We start from the raw sequence: 20,973 nt of genomic DNA, 5'->3' as shown, positions 1-20,973 counted from the left end.
TTGGTGCTATGGATCGGTTCTCCCCCGCGACAGCACAGTGGTTCGACGGCGCCTTCCCTGCTGCCACGTCGGCCCAGCTCGGCGCGTGGGACGCGATCGCCGCGGGCGAGAACACACTGGTGATCGCGCCGACGGGGTCGGGCAAGACCCTGTCCGCGTTCCTGTGGGCCATCGATCAGCTGGCTCACCGGGACCCACCCGAGCCGGGAGCGTCCCGGGGCACGTCGGTGCTCTATGTGTCGCCGTTGAAGGCGCTGGCTGTGGATGTGGAACGCAACCTGCGGGCGCCCCTGGTAGGAGTGACGCAGACGGCGAAACGGCTGGGGCTGGACCCACCGGATATCTCGGTGGGGGTGCGCTCCGGCGACACCCCGCCCGCCCAGCGCCGGGCGATGTTGCGCACCCCACCGGACATTCTCATCACGACCCCCGAGTCGTTGTTCCTGCTGTTGACCTCGGCCGCTCGCGAGACGCTGGCCCAGGTCAACACCGTGATCGTCGACGAGGTGCACGCCATCGCCGGGTCGAAGCGTGGTGCGCACCTGGCATTGTCGCTGGCCCGGCTGGATCAGCTCACCGACAAGCCCGCGCAACGGATCGGGTTGTCGGCGACGGTGCGCCCGCCCGAGGAGGTCGGGCGATTCCTGGTCGGGAACGCGCCGATCACCATTGTGCGGCCGCCCGCACCGAAGACCTTCGACCTGTCGGTACGGGTGCCGGTGGCCGATATGACCGATCCGGGAGGCGACTCCGATCAGCCGGGTTCGATCTGGCCGCATGTCGACGAGGCCATCGTCGACCTGGTGCTCGAGCATCGGTCCTCGATCGTGTTCGCCAACTCCCGGCGGCTCGCCGAACGGCTGACCGCGCGGCTCAACGAGACCTATGCCGCCCGTCTCGGCGAGCCGGTGGAGACCGAGCACAAGCCACCCGCCCAGCTCGGGCCGTCCACCGAGGTGATCCACGGGGCCGAGCACCTGTTGGCGCGCGCCCATCACGGGTCGGTCAGCAAGGAACAGCGCGCCATCATCGAGGACGACCTCAAGACCGGTCGGCTGCGCTGTGTGGTGGCCACCAGCAGTCTCGAGCTCGGCATCGACATGGGCGCGGTGGACCTGGTCGTCCAGGTGGAGGCGCCGCCCTCGGTGGCCAGTGGTCTGCAACGGGTCGGTCGGGCCGGGCACCAGGTGGGTGAGATCTCGCGGGGCGTGCTGTTCCCCAAACACCGCACCGACGTGATCCACTGCACCGTCGCCGCCCAGCGCATGCTCACCGGTGAGATCGAGAAGCTCCAGATCCCCGCGCACCCGCTCGACATCCTCGCCCAGCAGACGGTGGCGGCCTGCGCGCTCGAATCCATCGACGTCGACGCCTGGTTCGATCTCGTCCGCTCCACCGGCAGCTACGCGAACCTGCCCCGCTCGGCCTACGAATCGGTGCTCGACCTGCTGGCCGGGCGCTATCCGTCCGACGAGTTCGCCGAACTACGTCCGCGCGTGGTGTGGGACCGCGACGCGGGCACCATCACCGGCCGCCCCGGCGCCCAGCGCCTGGCGGTGACCTCCGGCGGCGCGATCCCTGACCGTGGGATGTTCGCGGTGTTCATGGTGGGCGAAAAGGCTTCGCGGGTGGGCGAACTCGACGAGGAGATGGTCTACGAGTCGCGCGTGGGCGATGTGTTCGCGCTGGGTGCGACCAGTTGGCGGATCGAGGAGATCACCTTCGATCGGGTGCTGGTGTCACCGGCGTTCGGGCTGCCCGGCAGATTGCCGTTCTGGCACGGTGACGGGTTGGGCCGGCCCGCTGAGTTGGGCGCCGCGCTGGGCGAATTCGTTCGCACGGCCGGTCAGGTATCAGCCGACGAGTTGTCTCGGATCGTGGCGGACATGGGGTCCGGCGCCGTACTGACCACGGCCGACGCCACGTCGGAAGTGCCCGAGCCACTGACCGAACCCACGAAGCCGGCCCCGGGCTCGAAGAAGGCCGGGCGCACCGCCGAGCAGAGCAAGCCCGCGGTACGGCTCGAGCAGTTGGTGCGCACCGCCGGACTCGATCAGAACGCGACAGCGAATCTGGTCGGTCTGCTCGAGGAACAGCGCAGTGCCACCGGCCAATTGCCGACCGATCGGACCCTGGTCGTGGAACGATTCCGCGACGAGCTCGGCGACTGGCGCCTGGTGCTGCACTCGCCCTACGGCACCCCGGTACACGCACCGTGGGCGCTGGCGGTGGGTGCGCGCCTGCAGGAACAGTTCGGCATCGACGCCGCCCCGACCGCCTCCGACGACGGCATCGTGGTGCGCCTGCCCGATACGACCGACCAACCACCCGGCGCCGAACTGTTCGCCTTCGAACCCGACGAGATCGACGACATCGTCACCGAACAGGTGGGCGGCTCAGCCCTTTTCGCGTCCCGCTTCCGCGAATGCGCCGCCAGAGCGCTGCTCCTGCCGCGCCGCGACCCCGGCAAGCGCGCACCGCTGTGGCAGCAGCGGCAGCGCTCGGCCCAATTGCTGGACGTGGCACGCAAATTCCCGCAGTTCCCGATCCTGCTGGAAACCGTCCGCGAATGTCTGCGCGACGTATACGACCTGCCCGCCCTGCGCGACCTGCTCACCAAGGTAGCCCGTCGCGAGATCCGCCTGATCGAGGTCGAGACCGCGAGCCCGTCGCCCTTCGCCGGCGCCCTGCTGTTCTCCTACATCGGCCAATTTCTCTACGACGGCGACAGCCCACTGGCCGAACGCCGGGCAGCCGCGCTGGCTTTGGACTCCAGCCTGCTCGCCGAACTCCTCGGCCGCGTCGAGCTGCGCGAACTCCTCGACCCCGCCGTCATCACCCTGACCGAACAAGAACTCCAGCGCCTCACCCCCGAGCGCCTGGCCCGCGATGCTGAAGGTCTGGCCGACCTGCTCCGTCTACTCGGTCCCCTCACGCCCACCGAAGCCGCAGCACGCTGCGTTCCCCGCCCCGGCACCGCATCCGCCGCGCGCCACGCCGAAGCGATGGACACCGGCGCCCACTCACCCGACGAACCCTCACACAGCACGCCGGAGGAGGAACTCGAGTCCGCCCGCGGCGACCTGCTCGCCGATTCCGACGCACCGGCGTGGTTCGCGGAACTGCGGGATTCGCGCCGGGCGCTGGAGGTTTCGTTCGCAGGTCGTACCTGGTGGGTGGCGGTGGAGGACGCCGCTCGGCTGCGGGACGCGCTCGGCGTGCCCTTGCCGATCGGAGTGCCCGCGGCGTTCATCGAACCGGTCCCCGATCCGCTCGGCGACCTCGTCGGGCGCTACGCGCGCACTCACGCACCGTTCACCACCGCCGCGGTCGCCGACCGCTTCGGCCTCGGAACGGCCGTCGCCGCGACAGCGCTGCACCGCCTGCTCGCCGAGAAACGCGTGGTGGAAGGTGAATTCACGCCGGACACCGCCGGTGGCGAGTGGTGTGACGCCCAGGTCCTTCGCCGTTTGCGCCGCCGTTCACTGGCTGCCGCGCGGCACGAGGTCGAGCCGGTGTCCACCGCCGCGTTCGCGCGGTTCCTGCCGTCCTGGCAACACGTCGGGTCCGGCGAGCTACGCGGTGTCGACGGCGTGGCCACAGTGGTGGAACAGCTTGCGGGCGTACCGATCCCGGCCTCGGCCTGGGAGTCACTGATTCTGCCCACCCGAGTGCGCGACTACTCCCCCGCCATGCTGGACGAGCTGATGGCGACCGGTGAGGTGGTGTGGTCAGGCCACGGCGCGATCACCGCCCGCGACGGCTGGGTCGCCCTCCACCTCGCCGACCAGGCACCCTTCACCCTGCCTCCCGCCGACGAGATCGACCCCACCGACATCCAGCTCGGTCTCCTGGCCGCACTCGGCGCGAATCTGGAACCGTGGCCGGTGGTCGATCTCGACGCACCCGATCCCGGCGCCGCGAACCGTGTCCAGCGGCTGCCATCCACCTTGCGCGGCGGCGGCGCCTATTTCTTTCGCCAACTCGCCGACTCCGCGGGCTTGCTCGACGACAAGGTCGCCGGGGAGGCCCTGTGGCAGCTGGTCTGGGCCGGCTATGTCTCCGGTGACACCTTCGCCCCGGTGCGCGCCCTGCTGTCCGGCACCGCCCGCGCCACCACCGCGCACCGCACCCCGCGCCGCTCGCCCCGCGGCCGCGCGTACCTGCCACGACCAGCGATGCCGACCCGGTCCGGTCCGCCCACACTGGCGGGACGCTGGTCGATCCTGCCCGAACGCGTGCAGGACAACACCGTTCGCGCCCATGCCACCGCCGATCAACTGATCGAACGCTACGGCGTGCTGACTCGCGGTTCGGTACAGAACGAAGGGATATCCGGCGGTTTCCAGCTGATGTACCGGGTGCTCACCGAGTTCGAGGACCGCGGCCGGTGCAGGCGCGGCTATTTCGTCGACACGCTCGGCGGCGCCCAGTTCTCCACCACCGACACCGTCGACCGCCTGCGCTCGTTCGACACCGACCGTGACACCACCAGAGCGGGCGTCGCGCTCGCCCTCGCGGCATGCGACCCCGCCAACCCCTACGGCGCCGCGCTACCGTGGCCGAAGGGCGACGCCGAGGGCGGTCACCGGCCGGGCCGCAAAGCGGGCGCGTTGGTGGTTCTGGTCGGCGGCGAACTGGTGCTCTACTCCGAGCGCGGCGGCAAGACTCTGCTCAGCTTCACCGAGGACGTCGGCCTGCGCCGGGCGGCAGCGTTCGCGCTGGCCGGGCTGGTACGCGATCGCCGGGTCGACAGCTTGGTGATCGACAAGATCAACGGAGACACTGTGCACGGCAACCTCTTCGCCGAAGTACTGATCGAAGCCGGTTTCTCGATGACCCCCAGCGGTCTGCGGCTGCGCAGGCAGGTGTAGCCGAATGCCCGAGGGCGACACCGTCTTCCGCGCCGCGCAGCGCCTACGCACGGCGTTGGCCGGTAAAACGCTCACCCGCAGCGATTTCCGGGTTCCGCGGTACGCCACCGTGGATCTGGTCGGCGAACGGGTCGAGGAGGTCGTGAGCTACGGCAAGCACCTGTTCATCCGCACCGACCGCGTGAGCGTCCACACCCACCTGAAGATGGAAGGCGTGTGGCGGGTGTTCCACCGCGGCCAGCGCTGGACCAAACCCGCGGTCACCGCGCGAGTGGTGCTCGCCAACGACGAGGTCGAGGCAGTCGGCTTCTCGCTCGGCAAGGTTCAGGTGCTGCTGCGCGCCGACGAACACACGGTCATCGACCACCTCGGCCCCGATCTCCTCGGCCCGGATTGGGATGCGGCCGAGGCTTTGCGCAGGCTCACCGAGTACCCGCGTCGCGCCGTCGGTCTGGCCCTGCTCGACCAGCGGAATCTGGCGGGCATCGGCAACATCTACCGCAGCGAGATCTGTTTCCTGCGCAAAGTCCACCCCGTTACCCCGGTCGGCGACATCCCCGATCTCGTGGCGCTCGTCGACGAAGCTCACCGTGTTCTCGGCAAAGCCGCACACCAACCACCATGGCGCGCCATGGTCTACGGCCGCACTCGCCGTTCCTGCCCCCGCTGCGGCACTCCGATCGCGTCCCAGTTACTCGGCGAAGACGACCCCGCCGACCGCATCACTCAGCGCGAACGTGGCATCTTCTTCTGCCCACGCTGCCAGCCCAGCCCGTGAGCTCACCTCGCCCGTGTTTGCTCACAGCCCGCAGCGCCCCGGTCCGATGGCTCAGCGGTCCTGCGGCACCGGTTCCAGCAACTGCGGACGCGGCTCCGGAGCGGCTGCCCGCAGCGCGTCGGCCGATGTGTCGTCGGGTTGGGTCTGCGATTCGATCTCGGCCCGTACGCGCGCCTGGTACGTGGACACCTCGCGGTCGATATCCTCCGCGTCCCACCCGAGAACGGGTGCCACGAGGTGGGCGACCTGCTCGGCGCAGTTCGCGCCGCGATCGGAATATTCGATCGAGATGCGGGTGCGACGGGCCAGGATGTCGTCGAGGTGCAGCGCGCCTTCCGCGGCCGCGGCGTAGACCGCTTCGACCTGGAGGTAGGCCGGGGCGTCGGTAATCGGTTGCAGGAGTTCGGGTTTGCCCGCCGCCATCGCGAGCACCTCGTCGACCAGCGAGCCGTAGCGGTCGAGCAGGTGCGTCATCCGGTACGGGTGGATGCCGTAGTGCTCGGCGAGCTGCACGGTCTGGTTGACAAGCGCGAAGTAGCCGTCGGCGCCGAGCAGCGCCACCTTCTCGGTGATCGACGGCGAGACGCGTGCCGGAATGTCTTGTGCGGCTTCGTCCATCGCGTCCGCCGCCATCACCCGGTAGGTGGTGTACTTGCCGCCCGCGATGCTCACCAGTCCGGGCGCGACCCTGGCCACGGCGTGCTCGCGCGAGAGCTTGGACGTGTCGTCGTTCTCCCCCGCCAGCAGTGGGCGCAGGCCCGCGTAGACGCCGTCGATATCGGCGTGCGTGAGCGGGGTGACCAGCACCTCGTTGACCCGGTCGAGCAGATAGTCGATATCGGCCTTGGTCGCCGCGGGATGGGCGAGGTCGAGATTCCAGTCGGTGTCGGTGGTGCCGACGATCCAGTGCGCGCCCCACGGGATGATGAACAGCACCGAGGTGGTGGTGCGCAGGATGATCGCGGCATCGCTGACGATGCGGTCGCGCGGCACCACGATGTGCACACCTTTGGACGCGCGCACATGGAATCGGCCGCGTTGCCGCGACAGACTCTGCACCTCATCGGTCCACACGCCCGTCGCGTTGATCACCACATTCGCGCGCGCCTCGCCGGTGCGCCCGTCCTCGGTGTCGCGCAGCTTCACCCCCACGACCCGGTCGGCTTCGCGCAGAAACCCGACGACCTGCGTGGAGGTGCGGATGACCGCACCGTAGTGCGCGGCGGTGCGGGCGACCGTCATGGTGTGGCGGGCGTCGTCGACGACGGTGTCGTAGTAGGTGACGCCGCCGATCATCGAATCCCGGCGCAGGCCGGGGGCGAGCCGCATCGCGCCGTGCCGGGTCAGATGATGCTGTCCTGGAACGGATTTCGAGCCGCCCATGGTGTCGTACAGGGTCAGGCCCGCGGCAACGTAGGGCCGCTCCCACACGCGATGTGTCAGCGGATAGAGGAACCGCAGCGGCTTCACCAGGTGCGGTGCGAGCGTCGACAACGCCAGCTCACGCTCCTTCAGCGCTTCCCTGACCAGGCCGAATTCGAGCTGTTCGAGGTAGCGCAAGCCACCGTGGAACATCTTGGACGAACGGCTCGACGTGCCCGACGCGAGATCGCGGGCCTCGACCAGCGCGACCGACAGACCCCGTGTCGCGGCATCGAGCGCGATACCGGCGCCCACGACGCCGCCGCCGACGACCAGGACGTCGAACTGATCCTTACCCAGCCGTTCCCAGGCGGTCCGCCGATGTTCGGGCCCCAGATCGCCGGGTCCGAGCCGATCCCTTTTCCCGCCCGCGACCAGCTCTCCCGGGTGCAGGAACGGAAACTCCGGTGTCTGCGACATGCTCGACTCCTCGCCGCCGGCCGATTCCGGCCGGTCCCAGCCGACAGTTGGGGCAAACGCCGCGTTCCCGGCGCCGCTGCGTACAGGCTAAACGTAGTCCGCACTCGTCGCTGGGGACGTGCGCGGCGAGGCGTGGGCCCGAAATTCGTCGCCGACCACAAATCTTGCGGTCGCCGGCTCCGCTTTCGGTAACCTGCATCAATGCGTCGCTATGTGGCTGCCATCGATCAGGGCACGACTTCGAGTCGGTGCATCATCTTCGATCGGCAGGGTCGGATCGTCGGAACCGCGCAGCGCGAGCATCGGCAGATCTTTCCCAAGCCCGGCTGGGTGGAGCACGATCCGGCGGAGGTGTGGCGCAATACCGAGTCGGTGCTCGGTGCTGCGCTGGGCAACAGCCGGTGTTCGGCAGGCGATCTGGCCGCGGTCGGGATCACCAATCAGCGTGAGACCACCGTGGTGTGGGATCGGGCGACCGGCGATCCGGTGTACAACGCGATCGTGTGGCAGGACACGCGCACCGATCAGCTGTGCACCGAACTCGCGGGTGAGCAAGGGCCGCAACGCTATGCGGACCGCACCGGCCTGCCGCTGTCGACCTATTTCGCCGGGCCGAAACTGCGCTGGATCCTCGACAATGTCGACGGCGTACGGGCGCGCGCCGAGGCAGGCGACCTGTGTTTCGGCACCATGGACAGCTGGGTGCTGTGGAAGCTGACCGGTGAACACCTCACCGACGTCACCAACGCCTCACGCACCATGCTGATGGATCTTCGCACCCTGCGATGGGATCCACAGATCTGCGCAGATTTCGACATTCCGATGTCGCTGCTCCCGCAGATCCGCAGCTCGTCAGAGGTCTACGCCGACATCACCGCCGGTCCGTTCGAGGGCATCCCGGTCGCGGGCATTCTCGGCGACCAGCAGGCGGCCACCTTCGGCCAAGCGTGCCTGTCCCCGGGCGAAGCCAAGAACACCTACGGCACAGGCAATTTCATGTTGCTCAACACCGGCACCACGCCGGTGTTCAGCAAGCACGGCCTGCTCACCACCGCCTGCTACCAACTCGGTGACACGCCGGCGGTGTACGCCCTCGAAGGCTCGATCGCCGTCACGGGCTCCCTGGTCCAATGGCTGCGCGACAACCTCGGCATCATCTCCTCCGCCGAAGAGGTGGAACCCCTGGCCCGCAGCGTCGACGACAACGGTGGCGCCCACTTCGTCCCCGCCTTCTCCGGCCTGTTCGCCCCCCGCTGGCGCCCCGACGCCCGCGGCGTCATCGCGGGCCTGACCCGCTTCGTCACCAAGGCCCACTTGGCCAGGGCGGCACTGGAATCCACCGCCTTCCAAACCCGCGAGGTAGTCGACGCCATGCGCGCCGACGCCGCCGCCCAGCACCTCGACCTGGAACTCACCACCCTCAAGGTCGACGGCGGCATGACCGGCAACAACCTCCTCATGCAATTCCAAGCCGACATCCTCGACGTCCCCGTAGTCCGCCCGGTGGTCCGCGAAACCACCGCCCTCGGCGCCGCCTACGCCGCCGGCCTGGCCGTCGGCTACTGGTCCGACCTCGAAGACCTCCGAGCCAACTGGATAGCCGACCAGACCTGGACCCCTTCGATGTCGGAAGAGGAACGCACCCACCGCTACGCCGACTGGAACAAGGCCGTAGAACGCACCTACAACTGGGTCTGAGGATTCCACTCGACCGCGACTTCCGCGAAATCTCGAATTTCAGCCACCGCCCGATGCCCGGTCATCTGAATCGAGCTACGCGATCCAGGCTTCGCGCCCATCACCGGACCGGAGACCGCGCCGAGGGATCATTCTCCGATGACGTAGGACCTCGAAAGTGTGTTCTGGTCATCGACGGTGATGACGTCGCAAATACGAACCAAACGCTCAGGAACCTCGAGACCGAGATGATCTCGACGAGGAGTGATGACAGCCTCAGCCTGGGCCCGCCGTGCGACGTCGATCAATCGGGAGATCGGATTCTGGGTCCCTCCGCTGAACACGATCGTCTTCGCGAGGTCGTAGCCGTACCGCTTCGCCAGTGAGCGGATTCGAATCTCGTCCCAGTTCTGTGCCGGGCCGGAGATGTCGGAGCGTAGGTATCCGATCGCGATTGCCTTCATTCGGCGAGCGCCGAGCGGGGAACGTCGAGCATGGCTCGACCAGCAGGCGTGGTCACGTAAGCGCGTCCACAGGGCGACAGTTCCCAGGCCTGCCGGTATGAGACCTGTCGGAGTAGTCCGTTGCCGTGCAACGTGCGCAAAGCGCGTCGTGTTCGACGGAGGGGGACAGCGGTCTCGGCGGTGATCTGGCGGTCGGTGAGCTGTCCGCCCGGGTGCAGGATTCGCAGGACGAGCGCTTGGTCGAACAATGTAGTCATCTGTCATTCCTTCGCTGGGATCAGGTCCGCGCTGAAGCCGAAACTATGGGAATACGGTGCGCACCTGAACCACGCCTAGGACGGTTCAGTGGACATTTGAAAGGTCCTGCACGTCCCGAAAATGCGCCGTATGGTTCAGGAATGACCCAGCGTTTGCACTCGGCGATGCTGCGCGCGCGGATGGACTCGGCCGCGCTGGCCGAGGCCGTCGACGTCGACGCGAAGACCGTCAACCGATGGCTGTCGGGCAGGGTTCCGCATCGTCGTACGCGAGCAGCGGTCGCGCGGCTTCTCAACGAGTCGGAAGACCTCCTGTGGCCGCAGACACGGCCAGACCTCACACCCGGGGCCTCGGCCACCGCCGAAGTTCAGTCTGCCTACGCACATCGGGCCGACATTCCCAACGAGCTGTGGACTTCGTTGCTGCTCGGCGCCGACGAACAGATCGACATAGCCGGGTACGCCTACCCATTTGTGCTGGAACTCCTTCCGAATGCCGCGGACATACTCGCATCGAAGTGCCGCAACGGAACTCGTATTCGAATGGCCTTCGCAGACCCTGACTGCCCCCATGTCGCCGAACGCGATGCGCTGGAGCAGATGAGCGGGACTCTCCCCGGCCGGATCCGCAATGCGCTGAACATGTTGGGTGAGCTGACCGACACCCCCGGGTGCGATATCGGTCTGCACACCGCCCATCTCTACAACTCGGTATTCCGGTTCGACGACCAGATGATCGTGACCCCCTATCTCATTCGAGCCCGCGGATACCAACACCCGGCGCTACACCTGCGGAAGCTTTCCCCCCACGGAATATTCACCTCGTTCGCCGAGCAATTCGAACAGATCTGGGGTTCGGCGACCCATTACCCGGAAGGAATCTCGCGTGGGCTCTCGGCGTGACTACTACCGCGATCCCCGCGCGCCGAAAGCGAACAGCCTGGCACCCGGCGGCTCCATGCTTGTCGCAGATAGCAAAGGCCGAATCCTGATGCAGCGTAGAGGCGATTCCGGCAATTGGTCACTGCCGGGTGGCGTGATGGAGATCGGCGAGACGCTCGAAGAGTGCGCCGTACGCGAGACGAAAGAGGAGACCGGCCTCGACACCGAGATCACAGGATTGCTGGGCATCTACACCGACCCGGAGCATGTCATCGAGTACTCGGACGGCGAGGTGCGACAGGAGTTCGCCGTCACCTATTTCGGTCGAGTGGTGGGCGGCGAGCTCGCTGTCAGCAGCGAATCGACGGAGGTCCGCTTCGTCGGACCGGACGAGCTGAATGATCTACCGATGCATCCCACCGTCCGCCTGCGACTAGAGCATTTCGCCGAACGACGGCCACGCCCGTACCTCGGTTGAGTCACCGGGTGTGGGAAGTTCTGTTCCGGTGCGCGCCGGTCGCTAGCCGATCGCCGACGACAGCCTGTCGACCGCTTCGGTCAGGGTGGCCTCGTCGGAGGTGGTGAAGCACAGCCGCAGGGAATTGTCGGCGGTATCGGTGACGGCGAAGGCTGCGCCGGGGACGTAGGCGACGCCGGAGTCCAGGGCGGCGGGGAGGAGGGCGGCGGTGTTGGTGTTGTCGGTGAATTCGGCCCAGATGAACATGCCGCCGGTGGGGTCGGTGCACTGGAGGCGGTCGGCGAAGGTGGCGCGGAGGGCGGTGGTCAGGGCGCGGGCTCTGGTGCCGTAGGTGGCGCGGATCGCATCGATGTGGGCTGCCAGCCATGTGGTGTCGGTCAGCAGGTCGGTGGTGATCTGCTGGGTGAGCGACGAGCCGCAGAGGTCGGCGCCTTGTTTGAGGAGTTCCACTGCGCGGGAGACTCTTTCGGGGGCGATCATCCAGCCGACGCGCAGGGCGGGAGACAGGATCTTGGAGACGCTGGAGAGGCGGATCACCTGGGGTGAGTACGAGGCCACCGGCGCGGGGGCGGGCTGGTCGAACCACAGTTCGCCATAGGGGTCGTCTTCGATGACCCAGAAGCCGTGCGCCTCAGCGAGTTCCGCGAGCCGGCGGCGGCGTTGTGGTGCGAGGGTGACGCCGCCGGGGTTGTGGAAGTTCGAGACGGTGTGGACGAGCGCGGGACGTTCGCCCGCGGCCAGCAGGTCCTCGAGGATGTCGAGCCGCATGCCGCCGGAATCCAGAGGGACGGCGACGATTCGGGCGCCTGCGGCTCGAAACACTTGCAGCGCACCGACATACGCGGGATCCTCGACGATCACGAGGGCGCCGGGGTCGAGAAGCACTTCGGCCAGGAGCGAGAGCGCTTGCTGGGAGCCGTGGGTGATGAAGACTTCGGCGACGGGCACCGAGCGGCCGATCGCCGCGGATTCCCGGGCCGCGATCACCTCGCGCAGCGCGGGCCAGCCGGACGACTCCGTGTACTGCAGCACGGCGGGGTCGCTCAGTGCGGTCTCGGCGGCGAGGGCGATGCGTTCACGCGGCATCAGGGCCGCGTCGGGCAGCCCGCCGGCGAGGCTGATGATGTCGTCGCGGGCCGTGAGTTTGAGCAGATCCCTGATCGCCGAGCTCTGTAGACCGGCGAGCTTGCCCGCCAATGCTGGAATTGTCAGCGACATGGGAACCTCCGGGGACGCCGAGAGAAGCAATCATCCTACGATTGCATATCGTCCACCAGAATGTGAAATTGTTGTCTCATACAATGAGACCCTACCGCGCGGTGATGGACTTGACCTGCCACTTTCCGTCGGTGTTCGTGGTGATGATCTCCTGCTTGTAGACCACGGCCGAGCCATCGGGGTGCATCTCGCGCAGTTCGACGTCGTAACGGCCCACGCTGGTTTCGCGCATCTTCACGCAGTGCGTGGTGCCCGCGGGGATCTGACCGTCGATCGCCTGCTGGATGGTCTCGGCGGGTGAGATGTTCTCGGCATCGGGCGCCACGAACTCACGCACCTTCGCCCCGGAACGGTCGGTGTAGAAGGCGTACTGGAAGCCGAGGATGGCCCTGGCGCCGGTGCTGGTGTCGCCCGGTCCGTTGCCCACGGTCACCGACTGTTCGGCGACGGACGGGCACTCGGTGCCCGACGCGATCGAGGGAACCGGCGCGGCCGTGACACCGGGATCGGCGCCGCCACCGCGCTTGACCAGCCCGATCGTCAGGACCAGAGCCACCACGAGCAGAACCGCCGCGGCCACACCGCCGATGATCCAGCGCAGGCGCTTGTTGTCGGGTTCCTTCTCCACCGGCGCCGGGGTGGCCGGCGTCTTCGGCGCGAGACGGCGCGCGATCGGGTCGTCGGCCCACGACAGGCCGGGTTCGGACGGCGGCTTGGGAATCCCGCCGTCATCGTCGGGGTTGTCCCACCACGCCTTGTCGGCGGCGGGCCTCGGCTTGTCGGGAACCAGCGGAGTGCGGGAGCCCTCGGGCGGCCGCACCGTGTCCGCGGCGGGACCGCTGTCGCGTGACGGCGGCTGCGGCGCAGGCTCTTTGGAGCCGGGGCGACCGCGACGGATCACCTCGGTGAGTTCGCGGCCGGACGTCACCGGCACGGAATCACCGAAGACCGAGTCGCCGAAGACCGAACTCTCACCGCGCGGCGGCTCACCACCGAAACGCACAGTCGGGTCGGCGGCGGGCGGACCACCAGGAGTGGGTCCGCCGAACGGCGCGGGAGGACCCGGACGAGCGGGCGGTGGCGTCGCTACCGCGTCACCGAAGACGGAGGTCGGCGCGGAACGGCGACCGTCGGGCAAGCGAGGCGGCGCTTGGCCGCTCCCCGGCATCGAGCCTTGATCGGTCGGCGTGGAGCCCGAAGGCGGAGCCGAGAGCCGCGCGGGCGGACCGGGCGGCACCGGGCCGGCGAACGGACCGGCAGGCGGCGGAGCGACGGGCGGCTGACCGGCGACGGGCCCACCGAACGGACCCGGCGCGGGCGCACCGGCCGGCGGACCGAACGGGCCCGGCGTGGGTGCGCCGGAAGGCGGTTCGGCCGGTCGCCAACCCCGCTCCGGAACCCCGGACGGCGCGGGCGGAGGCGTGGCGGGAACGGGCCCACCGAAGCCGGCGTCATCGACCGGCGGCCCGAAATCTCCTACGGGAGAGCCGAAATCCGCGGCCGATCGTTGTCGATCGCCGCGTTCGTTCTCGTCGCCCTCGGTGCCCAAGTCCAATCCTTTCCCGGGACACACGTGTGGGGCGGTCGAAGGCGACCGCCCCACACGACATACTGCGTGTCAGTACTGGATCGAGCCACCCCACTGGGTGTTCACACCCGCGACGTTCACCGTCTGAAGCAGCTCACCCGGCACGGGCAGTGTAGCCTTCGCGGCCGCATCGAGCGCGGCGTTGCCGCCCGGCTGCGCCTTGATCCAGTTCTCCACCGCGGCCTTGGCCAGGTTGGCCTGCGTGGTGTCGAGCACCGTCACGGTGGTGTTGTCGCTGCGGCCGTCGCCACCGTTGAAGGTGGTGACCTTGACCTCGTTCGCGCCGACGTACTCGACCGAGATACCGGCGTCACCGAAACCGCCACCCGGCGTCCGGTAGCCGACCGTGCCGACGTAGCCCGAGGCGTTGTTGTAGTGGTGGGTGTTCGCCAGGATTCCGGCACCGTCGACGGTGACGCCGATTTCCTGACGCGGGCCCTCCATCTCGACGACGGGCGCGGCGGGCGCGTTGGCCAGGCGCGGCGCCTGCCAGGCCGGCTCCTTCGGCTCCTGGACGAGGGTGTCCGGAGACTCGACCTCGGTCTCGGTGCCGGTCCCGGTGCCCTGACCGGACGGCACGGTGGGCTGCGTCTGCTGCTGGCCCGGCGTGGCGCCCGGCTGGGTCGGCGTGGTGCCCGTCTCCGGCTTGGTGGTGCCCGGCTGGTCGGGCGTCGCGCCCGCGCGCTCCGGCTGGACCGCAGGCTGCGCCTGACCGGGGACCGGCAGCGGCGCGACACGGGGGCTGGTGACGCCCGGCTGGCTCGGCGTCGGCTTGGCGGGGGTGCCCTGCTCCGGCTGACCGGGCGCGGGGCTGGTGACACCCGGCTGGGCAGGCGTCGGCTTGGTCTCGCCCGGCTTCGTCTGACCCGGCTTGACGTTCTCCGGGGTTTCCGTTTCCGGGGTCTCCGGAGCTTCTACTTCACCCGAAGGCTGGCCCGGCTGCGCAGGAGCCGGAGTCGCGGGCGTGGTCGGCTGGTCACTGGGGACCGCGCCGGCCGGAGCCGCGAGGAGGGTTGCCACGGCTGCCGCGGCGGCCAAAGGCAACGACGTGCTTGCCATCGCTCGCTGCGCCCGACTCGGCTTACGATGCTTCACTTTTCGTAATCCCTTTCCCGGAGGGAATCCCCCACTGCTCCACCACGCGATCACAACTGATCGCGCCTCGGCGGTGAGTCAACCACATGAGCGCGGGACAGGCAACGCAGCACCAGGTTTCGCTTTCACCGGGCTCCGCCTGCGCAAACACCTGGTGTGGCGGTTGCCGAGAAGCGACGAGCGCCGTTGGCGAACAACACAATTCGAAACCTGAAACGCGTTGTGATTCGTTTCACAATACGGTGTCAGGGGCTCAGTCGAGGTCGTCGTGGCGCATCAGCAAACGTCCGGCTTCGGTGAGCGAGCCGGTGAGCGAGGGATACACCGAGAACGTCTGCGCGAGATCGGTGACCGTCAGATTGTTCTGCACCGCCAGCGCGATCGGCAGGATCAGCTCCGACGCGATCGGCGCGACCACCACACCGCCGATCACCACACCGGTCGCCGGGCGGCAGAAGATCTTGACGAAGCCGCGCCGCAGCCCCGACATCTTCGCGCGCGGATTGGTGTTGAGCGGCAACATCACTGTGCGCGCGGGGACCTCACCGTTGTCGATGGCGGTCTGGCTGACACCGACGGTCGCGATCTCCGGGCGGGTGAACACCGCCGAGGCCACCGTCTTCAGCCTGATCGGGCTCACCCCCTCGCCGAGCGAGTGATACATCGCGATCCGGCCCTGCATGGCGGCCACCGAAGCCAGCGGCAGCAGACCCGTGCAGTCGCCCGCGGCGTAGATACCGGGCACCGACGTGCGTGAAACCCGGTCGACACGAAGGTATCCGCCGCGGTCGAGTTCGATACCGACCCGGTCCAGGCCCAGGTTCTCGGTGTTCGGGGTGGAACCGACGGTCATCAGGGCGTGCGAACCAGTGACGGTGCGGCCGTCGGACAGCTTCACCACGATGCCGTCGGCGGTGCGCTCCACCGCGTCGGCGCGAGCGTGCTTGACCAGCTCGACGCCGCGTTCGGCCAGGGCTTCCTCGAGCACGAGGGCGGCGTCGGCGTCCTCGCCGGGCAGCACGCGATCGCGGCTCGACACGAGCTTCACCCGCACACCCATCTCGGTGTAGGCGGACACGAATTCGGCGCCGGTGACACCGGATCCGACGACGACCAGCGTCTCGGGCAGCTCAGGCAGGTCGTAGAGCTGGCGCCAGTTCAGGATCCGCTCGCCGTCGGGCTCGGCGCCGGCGAGCACCCGCGGGCTCGCGCCGGTCGCGATCAACACGACCTCGGCCTCGAACTCCTCGGAGCTCCCGTCGGCCAGGTTCGCGCGCACGCGATGCGCCAAACCCGGTGCGGGCCCGACCAATTCGCCATAGCCAGGAAGTAGTTGCACCCCCGCGGCCTGCAATTTGGCGCGGATATCGGAGGACTGCGCCAGCGCGAGCGCCTTGACTCGCGCGTTCACCTCGGGCAGATGCACCTTGGCCTGGTCGGCATCGATATTGATGCCGAGGTCGCGCGCGCGACGCAGGTCGGTGCGCAGGCCCGTCGAGGCGATGAAGGTTTTCGACGGCACGCAATCCCACAGCACACAGGCGCCACCGATACCGTCGGCGTCGACCAGGGTCACCGTGGCCCCGTGCTGAGCGGCTACCAGCGCCGCCTCGTATCCGGCCGGTCCACCGCCGATGATCGCAATCCGTGCCACCAGTCACGCTCCTTGTGCTCGCCTGATCGGACCTGCCCCTTGTGAGGGCTCGTCCGTGCTGTCGCCCCATCATTTCAGGTGCTCTGTGACGTGCCCGGGTCGGATCGGTGAACAACGGTGCGCGTGTTCTGTGCCACGTTCGGCACCACCGGCAAGTGTGACCGTCAGCCGATCTGGGTGGGAGACAGGAATTCCACCGTGGTTATTGGCTACAGTTCCATGGTGCCGATCTATGCCGCCTACGGGTCCAACATGGACTCGACGCAGATGCTGGAACGCTGCCCGCATTCGCCCATGTCCGGGACCGGGTGGCTGGAGGGTTGGCGCCTGACCTTCGCCGGTGACGACATCGGCTGGGAAGGGCCGTTGGCCACCGTCGTCGAGGATCCCGGCTCTCGGGTGTTCGTCGTGCTCTACGACGTCTCCCCCGAGGACGAGGACAGCCTCGACCGCTGGGAGGGCTCCGACTTCGGAATCCACAAGAAGATCCGGATCCGGGTCACCGGCACCCAGGGCGAGTCCCGCCTGGCCTGGCTCTACGTCCTGGACGCCTACGAAGGCGGCCTCCCGTCGGCCCGCTACATCGGCGTCATCGCCGACGCGGCCGAAAAGGCAGGCGCCCCAGAGGACTACGTCCACGCCCTCCGCACCCGCAACAGCAAGAACGTCGGGCCCGGCGCCTGAGCTGTTCCGCCTCCCCGAATATTCAGGCCGGACTCGCCGGCCGCCGACATCATGTCGGCGGCCGTGAGTCGGCTGGGTCAGCCCGTACCGCTATGCCTGCAGAACGATGTTCGTCAGCGTCCGGACACCCACAGCCAAAGCGCGCTCGTCGATGTCGAAGGTCGGCTGGTGCAGGTCCAGCTGCTCGCCGACGCCGGACCAGACACCCAGCCTCGCCATCGCGCCGGGCACTTCCTCCAGGTACCAGGAGAAATCCTCGCCGCCGCCCGACTGCGGGGTGTCGGCCAGCGCGTCCTCACCCAACCCCAGGATGGCGTTCTCGAACATCAGCGCCGACGTCGGATCGTTGACCACCGGCGGCACACCACGCTTGTAGTTGAGCTGGTAGCGCACGCCCGTCGGCGCGAGCAACCCGTCGACGATCTCGCGGACCAGCGGTTCCAGCAGCAGCCAGGTGGCGTGATCACCGGTACGCACGGTGCCCGTGAGCATGCCCGTCTGCGGTATCGCGTTGGGTGCCTTGCCCGCGCTCACCGCACCCCAGACCATGATCGTGCTGGTTCGAGGATCGACGCGGCGGCTCAGCAATCCGGGCAACCCCGTGATGACAGTTCCGATCGCGTAGACCAGGTCGCTGGTCAGATGCGGCCGCGAGGTATGCCCACCGGGCGAATCGAGCACCAACTCGACAGTGTCGGCCGCCGACGTGATGGCCCCGGTCCGCACCCCGACCTTGCCGACCTCCAGACGCGGATCGCAGTGCAGCGCGAAGATCCGGTCGACCCCGGTCATCCCACCGGCCGCGACCACATCGAGCGCACCACCGGGCATCACTTCCTCGGCAGGCTGGAACACCAACCGCACCCCGACCGGCAGCCTGTCCTGCGCCTCGGCCAGCGCGAGACCGGCACCGAGCAGCACCGTGGTGTGCGCGTCGTGCCCGCAGGCGTGCGACACGCCAGGCACCGTCGAGGCGAAGGTCAGACCGGTGAACTCCTGCATCGGCAGCGCGTCCATATCGGCGCGCAAGGCGATCCGCGGCCGATCGGTGGGGCCGAAGTCACAGATCAGCCCGGTGCCGCCCGGCAGCACCTCCCAGGTCAGCCCGGCCTTGGTGAGCCAGCCCGACACGAACTCGGTGGTGGTGAACTCCGCCCGCGACAACTCGGGGTTGGCGTGGATATGCCTGCGCCATTGCACCAGGTCGCCGGTGTGCTCGGCCAGCCATGCGTCAACGATCTCGGTTCCCGACATCAGAGTTGGTTCGGTGTCCGGCGTGGTCGGACACGCTGCGGTCTCGCGCGCCATCGAGTGGGTACCCACACCCATCGATAGCGCGTCGGAGCCTGCGCGTGCGGTGCCCGGATGGCCGGAAATGGTCACCGAATGTCCTCCTGTCGTTCGATCAGCCGTTGCAACAACCTGTCCCTGTGTACTTCATCGCCCGCGATAGCGACAGCGGTACGCGCCAGCGCCAGCGCTCCGTCGAGCACCGCCCGGTCCGCCGAGGCGTTCACCGCGGCGGCGGCGAACGCAGGCTGGTGGGTTGCCGCACCGCCCGCGTCGATGCCGATCACCGGGTGGATACCGGGGATGACGTTGGTGACGTTGCCCATGTCGGTGCTGCCGAGCGGTCGCAACACCTCGAGCTCGGGCGCGATCGGCACCCGTCCCAGTCCGGTGATCTGCGCGCGGTAGGCAGCGGAAAGAACCGGATCGGGGGTGAGCTCGGTATAGGTGGGCGCGAGCGTCCGTATGTCGTGGGTGCAGCCGGTCGCCAGGGCGCCCGCTTCGAAACACGCCTTCGCTCGCCGCATCAGGTCGTCGAGGGAGCCGGAATCCGCCGCGCGGAGGTAGTACAGCAACTCCGCGCGTCCGGGCACGATGTTGGGGGCTACGCCACCGTCGGACACTATACCGTGCAGCTGCTGGCCGGGACGCAAATGCTGACGTAGCAAGCCGACAGCAACCTGGGTCAGGGTCACCGCGTCGCCGGCGTTGCGGCCCAGTTCGGGCGCGGCGCTGGCATGCGCCTCGCGGCCGTGGAAGACGATGGCGAGGTCGGCCAGTGCCAGTGAGCGCGCGCCGACGATGTCGGTGGGCCCAGGATGAACCATCATCGCCATCGCGATGTCGTCGAAGGCGCCCGCTTCCAGCATGAGCACCTTGCCGCCGCCGCTCTCCTCCGCGGGCGTGCCGAGCACCACCACGGTCAGGCCCAGCGCGTCGGCTACGGCGGCCAGCCCGATGGCCGCGCCGACAGCGGACGCGGCGATGATGTTGTGCCCGCAGGCGTGCCCGATCTCGGGCAGCGCGTCGTATTCGGCGCAGATGCCGACGGTGAGCGGGCCGCTGCCGTACACCGCGCGAAACGCCGTCGACAGCCCGGCGACGCCCGTGGTGACGGCGAATCCGCGCTCGACCAGCGGCGCGAGGACCTTGGCGACGCTACGCGTTTCGGCGAAGGCCAGCTCCGGTTCGGCGTGAATCGCGTGCGAGAGCCCGATCAGCTCGTCCGAGGCAGCCACGATCGCGGCGTCGGAGGCGGTGGCTGTGAGTTCGCCGGTGCGCGAGGGTGCCATACCCCCAGTCTTGCATCAGTGCCCGACAGCGGCGCACCGGCGAGCGAGGTCAGTTGCCGAAGGGAAGGTTCTCCGGGGTGACCGGCGTGGCCAGCGCGGCGAGAGTCTCGGCGTGCAGCGCGGTCTTGATGATCGGTGTGATCGGCTTGCGCAGGCTGGTGAGCGCGGCGGCGCGAGCGATCGCGGCGGGCAGCACCTCGTCGGCGTCGGCCTTGGCATCGGCGATCCCGGCGGCGATGGCCTCGTCGGCACCGAAACGGTGGCCGGTGGTCATCGCCTGGACGCACACCTGGTTGCTCAGGCGACCCTTCAGCAAGCCGTTCATGCCGATCGTGAACGGCATGCCGAGGTGCACCTCGGGCAGCGACCAGAAGCCGCGGTCACCGCGCATCACGCGGAAATCGTGGGACGTGGCCAGCATGGCGCCCGCGCCGAACGCGTGGCCGTTGACCGCGGCGATCGTGGGCATCGGGAAGGTCAGCAGGCGGGTGTAGAGCGAGTGCACCCGGTCGAGGTAGCCGTGGATCTTGTCCAGGTTGCCGAAGACGTAATCGGTGTCGAGGCCGTTGCTGTAGTACTTGCCGGTCGCGACGGTGACCAGCGCGGCAGCGCCCTCGGACGCCTCGACCTTGTCGAGTGCGGCGTGGAAGGCATCGATCCAGCCCGGCGAGAAACGGTTCTCGTTGTCTGTCTCACCCTCGTTGCCGAGGTACAGGACGAAAACATCACCAGAGCGCTCCAAATACGGCATGCAGGGGAGAATAGTCCGCACCTGAACCCTCCCCTACTCGCGGGTAGGCACCTTCCCCGCCCCGCACGACCCGACCCCGAGGAGGGTCCGCCGCGTAGCGGCGGTTCGCGGCCGTCCCGACGATCAGGTGCCGTTGCGTAGGCGACGAA

At 68.4% G+C, this 20,973-nt stretch carries 16 protein-coding genes; 6 read left to right on the top strand and 10 right to left on the bottom strand.

Features of this window, described 5'->3' with window-relative positions:
* The first annotated feature begins 8 nt into the window (after positions 1 to 8).
* Together ACFULV_RS29310 and ACFULV_RS29305 are read left to right on the top strand one after the other, a co-directional pair.
* Complete coding sequence (locus ACFULV_RS29310; protein WP_378662273.1) at positions 9 to 4,874, top strand: DEAD/DEAH box helicase; 4,866 nt, start codon at positions 9 to 11, stop codon at positions 4,872 to 4,874.
* 4 nt (positions 4,875 to 4,878) lie between these two features.
* Positions 4,879 to 5,652 (top strand): Fpg/Nei family DNA glycosylase, encoded by a 774-nt coding sequence (locus ACFULV_RS29305; RefSeq protein ID WP_378662270.1) that lies wholly within the window; start codon positions 4,879 to 4,881, stop codon positions 5,650 to 5,652.
* A 51-nt stretch (positions 5,653 to 5,703) separates the two neighbouring features.
* Here ACFULV_RS29305 and glpD read toward each other — a convergent pair whose 3' ends face one another.
* On the bottom strand, positions 5,704 to 7,494 hold the full coding sequence (glpD, locus tag ACFULV_RS29300; RefSeq protein WP_378662267.1) for a glycerol-3-phosphate dehydrogenase: 1,791 nt from the start codon (positions 7,492 to 7,494) through the stop codon (positions 5,704 to 5,706).
* A 201-nt stretch (positions 7,495 to 7,695) separates the two neighbouring features.
* Between glpD and glpK the strand changes: the two genes are divergently transcribed.
* Positions 7,696 to 9,192, top strand: a complete 1,497-nt coding sequence (glpK, locus tag ACFULV_RS29295; RefSeq protein WP_378635556.1) for a glycerol kinase GlpK — start codon at positions 7,696 to 7,698, stop codon at positions 9,190 to 9,192.
* Between the two features lie 128 nt (positions 9,193 to 9,320).
* Here the strand turns inward: glpK and ACFULV_RS29290 are convergent, their stop codons facing one another.
* Positions 9,321 to 9,635 carry a hypothetical protein gene (locus ACFULV_RS29290; protein ID WP_378662264.1) on the bottom strand — a complete coding sequence of 105 codons (315 nt, stop codon included), beginning with the start codon at positions 9,633 to 9,635 and terminating at the stop codon, positions 9,321 to 9,323.
* A complete protein-coding gene (locus ACFULV_RS29285; RefSeq protein ID WP_378662261.1) occupies positions 9,632 to 9,892 on the bottom strand; it encodes a hypothetical protein in 261 nt (86 codons plus the stop codon). The genes ACFULV_RS29290 and ACFULV_RS29285 overlap by 4 nt, the downstream gene beginning before the upstream one ends.
* Before the next feature lie 141 nt (positions 9,893 to 10,033).
* Between ACFULV_RS29285 and ACFULV_RS29280 the strand changes: the two genes are divergently transcribed.
* Together ACFULV_RS29280 and ACFULV_RS29275 are read left to right on the top strand one after the other, a co-directional pair.
* Positions 10,034 to 10,795 (top strand): XRE family transcriptional regulator, encoded by a 762-nt coding sequence (locus ACFULV_RS29280; RefSeq protein WP_378662258.1) that lies wholly within the window; start codon positions 10,034 to 10,036, stop codon positions 10,793 to 10,795.
* Positions 10,779 to 11,252 (top strand): NUDIX domain-containing protein, encoded by a 474-nt coding sequence (locus ACFULV_RS29275; protein ID WP_378635547.1) that lies wholly within the window; start codon positions 10,779 to 10,781, stop codon positions 11,250 to 11,252. Before ACFULV_RS29280 ends, ACFULV_RS29275 begins: the two co-directional genes overlap by 17 nt.
* A gap of 42 nt (positions 11,253 to 11,294) precedes the next feature.
* On the opposite strand, the gene ACFULV_RS29270 is transcribed toward ACFULV_RS29275, so the two are convergent.
* The 4 genes from ACFULV_RS29270 to ACFULV_RS29255 form a co-directional block, all read right to left on the bottom strand.
* A complete protein-coding gene (locus tag ACFULV_RS29270; protein WP_378662255.1) occupies positions 11,295 to 12,470 on the bottom strand; it encodes a PLP-dependent aminotransferase family protein in 1,176 nt (391 codons plus the stop codon).
* 91 nt (positions 12,471 to 12,561) lie between these two features.
* Positions 12,562 to 14,019 carry a hypothetical protein gene (locus tag ACFULV_RS29265; protein ID WP_378662253.1) on the bottom strand — a complete coding sequence of 486 codons (1,458 nt, stop codon included), beginning with the start codon at positions 14,017 to 14,019 and terminating at the stop codon, positions 12,562 to 12,564.
* Positions 14,020 to 14,088: 69 nt separating this feature from the next.
* Complete coding sequence (locus tag ACFULV_RS29260; RefSeq protein ID WP_378662251.1) at positions 14,089 to 15,117, bottom strand: hypothetical protein; 1,029 nt, start codon at positions 15,115 to 15,117, stop codon at positions 14,089 to 14,091.
* Positions 15,118 to 15,406: 289 nt separating this feature from the next.
* Positions 15,407 to 16,807 carry an NAD(P)H-quinone dehydrogenase gene (locus tag ACFULV_RS29255; protein WP_378635538.1) on the bottom strand — a complete coding sequence of 467 codons (1,401 nt, stop codon included), beginning with the start codon at positions 16,805 to 16,807 and terminating at the stop codon, positions 15,407 to 15,409.
* A gap of 222 nt (positions 16,808 to 17,029) precedes the next feature.
* Here ACFULV_RS29255 and ACFULV_RS29250 point away from each other — a divergent pair, with 222 nt between their 5' ends.
* Entirely contained in the window at positions 17,030 to 17,491 is a 462-nt protein-coding gene (locus ACFULV_RS29250) for a gamma-glutamylcyclotransferase (protein WP_056819179.1), read from the top strand.
* Between the two features lie 90 nt (positions 17,492 to 17,581).
* Here ACFULV_RS29250 and ACFULV_RS29245 read toward each other — a convergent pair whose 3' ends face one another.
* From ACFULV_RS29245 to ACFULV_RS29235, 3 genes are all read right to left on the bottom strand, one after another.
* The gene (locus ACFULV_RS29245; protein WP_378662364.1) at positions 17,582 to 18,745 is read right to left on the bottom strand and encodes a M20 family metallopeptidase; all 1,164 of its coding nucleotides are present in this window, start codon (positions 18,743 to 18,745) and stop codon (positions 17,582 to 17,584) included.
* A 125-nt stretch (positions 18,746 to 18,870) separates the two neighbouring features.
* Positions 18,871 to 20,073, bottom strand: coding sequence for a M20 family metallopeptidase (locus ACFULV_RS29240; protein WP_378635535.1), 1,203 nt, complete (start codon positions 20,071 to 20,073; stop codon positions 18,871 to 18,873).
* A 49-nt stretch (positions 20,074 to 20,122) separates the two neighbouring features.
* Positions 20,123 to 20,824 carry an enoyl-CoA hydratase-related protein gene (locus ACFULV_RS29235; protein ID WP_378635533.1) on the bottom strand — a complete coding sequence of 234 codons (702 nt, stop codon included), beginning with the start codon at positions 20,822 to 20,824 and terminating at the stop codon, positions 20,123 to 20,125.
* Positions 20,825 to 20,973: the final 149 nt, after the last annotated feature.

The organism is Nocardia sp. NPDC057272 (genome assembly GCF_042668615.1).
Lineage (GTDB): Bacteria > Actinomycetota > Actinomycetes > Mycobacteriales > Mycobacteriaceae > Nocardia.
The sequence above is the reverse complement of the archived record's forward strand: the minus strand, read 5'-3'. Positions and strand labels throughout refer to the sequence as shown.

Excerpts from the sequence above, each read along its gene's own strand:
- glpD (WP_378662267.1), bottom strand. The coding sequence starts at position 7,494 with ATGTCGCAGACACCGGAGTTTCCGTTCCTGCACCCGGGAGAGCTGGTC.
- ACFULV_RS29280 (WP_378662258.1), top strand. The coding sequence starts at position 10,034 with ATGACCCAGCGTTTGCACTCGGCGATGCTGCGCGCGCGGATGGACTCG.
- ACFULV_RS29285 (WP_378662261.1), bottom strand. The coding sequence starts at position 9,892 with ATGACTACATTGTTCGACCAAGCGCTCGTCCTGCGAATCCTGCACCCG.
- glpK (WP_378635556.1), top strand. The coding sequence starts at position 7,696 with ATGCGTCGCTATGTGGCTGCCATCGATCAGGGCACGACTTCGAGTCGG.
- ACFULV_RS29305 (WP_378662270.1), top strand. The coding sequence starts at position 4,879 with ATGCCCGAGGGCGACACCGTCTTCCGCGCCGCGCAGCGCCTACGCACG.
- ACFULV_RS29235 (WP_378635533.1), bottom strand. The coding sequence starts at position 20,824 with ATGCCGTATTTGGAGCGCTCTGGTGATGTTTTCGTCCTGTACCTCGGC.
- ACFULV_RS29270 (WP_378662255.1), bottom strand. The coding sequence starts at position 12,470 with ATGTCGCTGACAATTCCAGCATTGGCGGGCAAGCTCGCCGGTCTACAG.
- ACFULV_RS29240 (WP_378635535.1), bottom strand. The coding sequence starts at position 20,073 with ATGGCACCCTCGCGCACCGGCGAACTCACAGCCACCGCCTCCGACGCC.
- ACFULV_RS29245 (WP_378662364.1), bottom strand. The coding sequence starts at position 18,745 with ATGTCGGGAACCGAGATCGTTGACGCATGGCTGGCCGAGCACACCGGC.
- ACFULV_RS29290 (WP_378662264.1), bottom strand. The coding sequence starts at position 9,635 with ATGAAGGCAATCGCGATCGGATACCTACGCTCCGACATCTCCGGCCCG.
- ACFULV_RS29310 (WP_378662273.1), top strand. The coding sequence starts at position 9 with ATGGATCGGTTCTCCCCCGCGACAGCACAGTGGTTCGACGGCGCCTTC.
- ACFULV_RS29260 (WP_378662251.1), bottom strand. The coding sequence starts at position 15,117 with ATGGCAAGCACGTCGTTGCCTTTGGCCGCCGCGGCAGCCGTGGCAACC.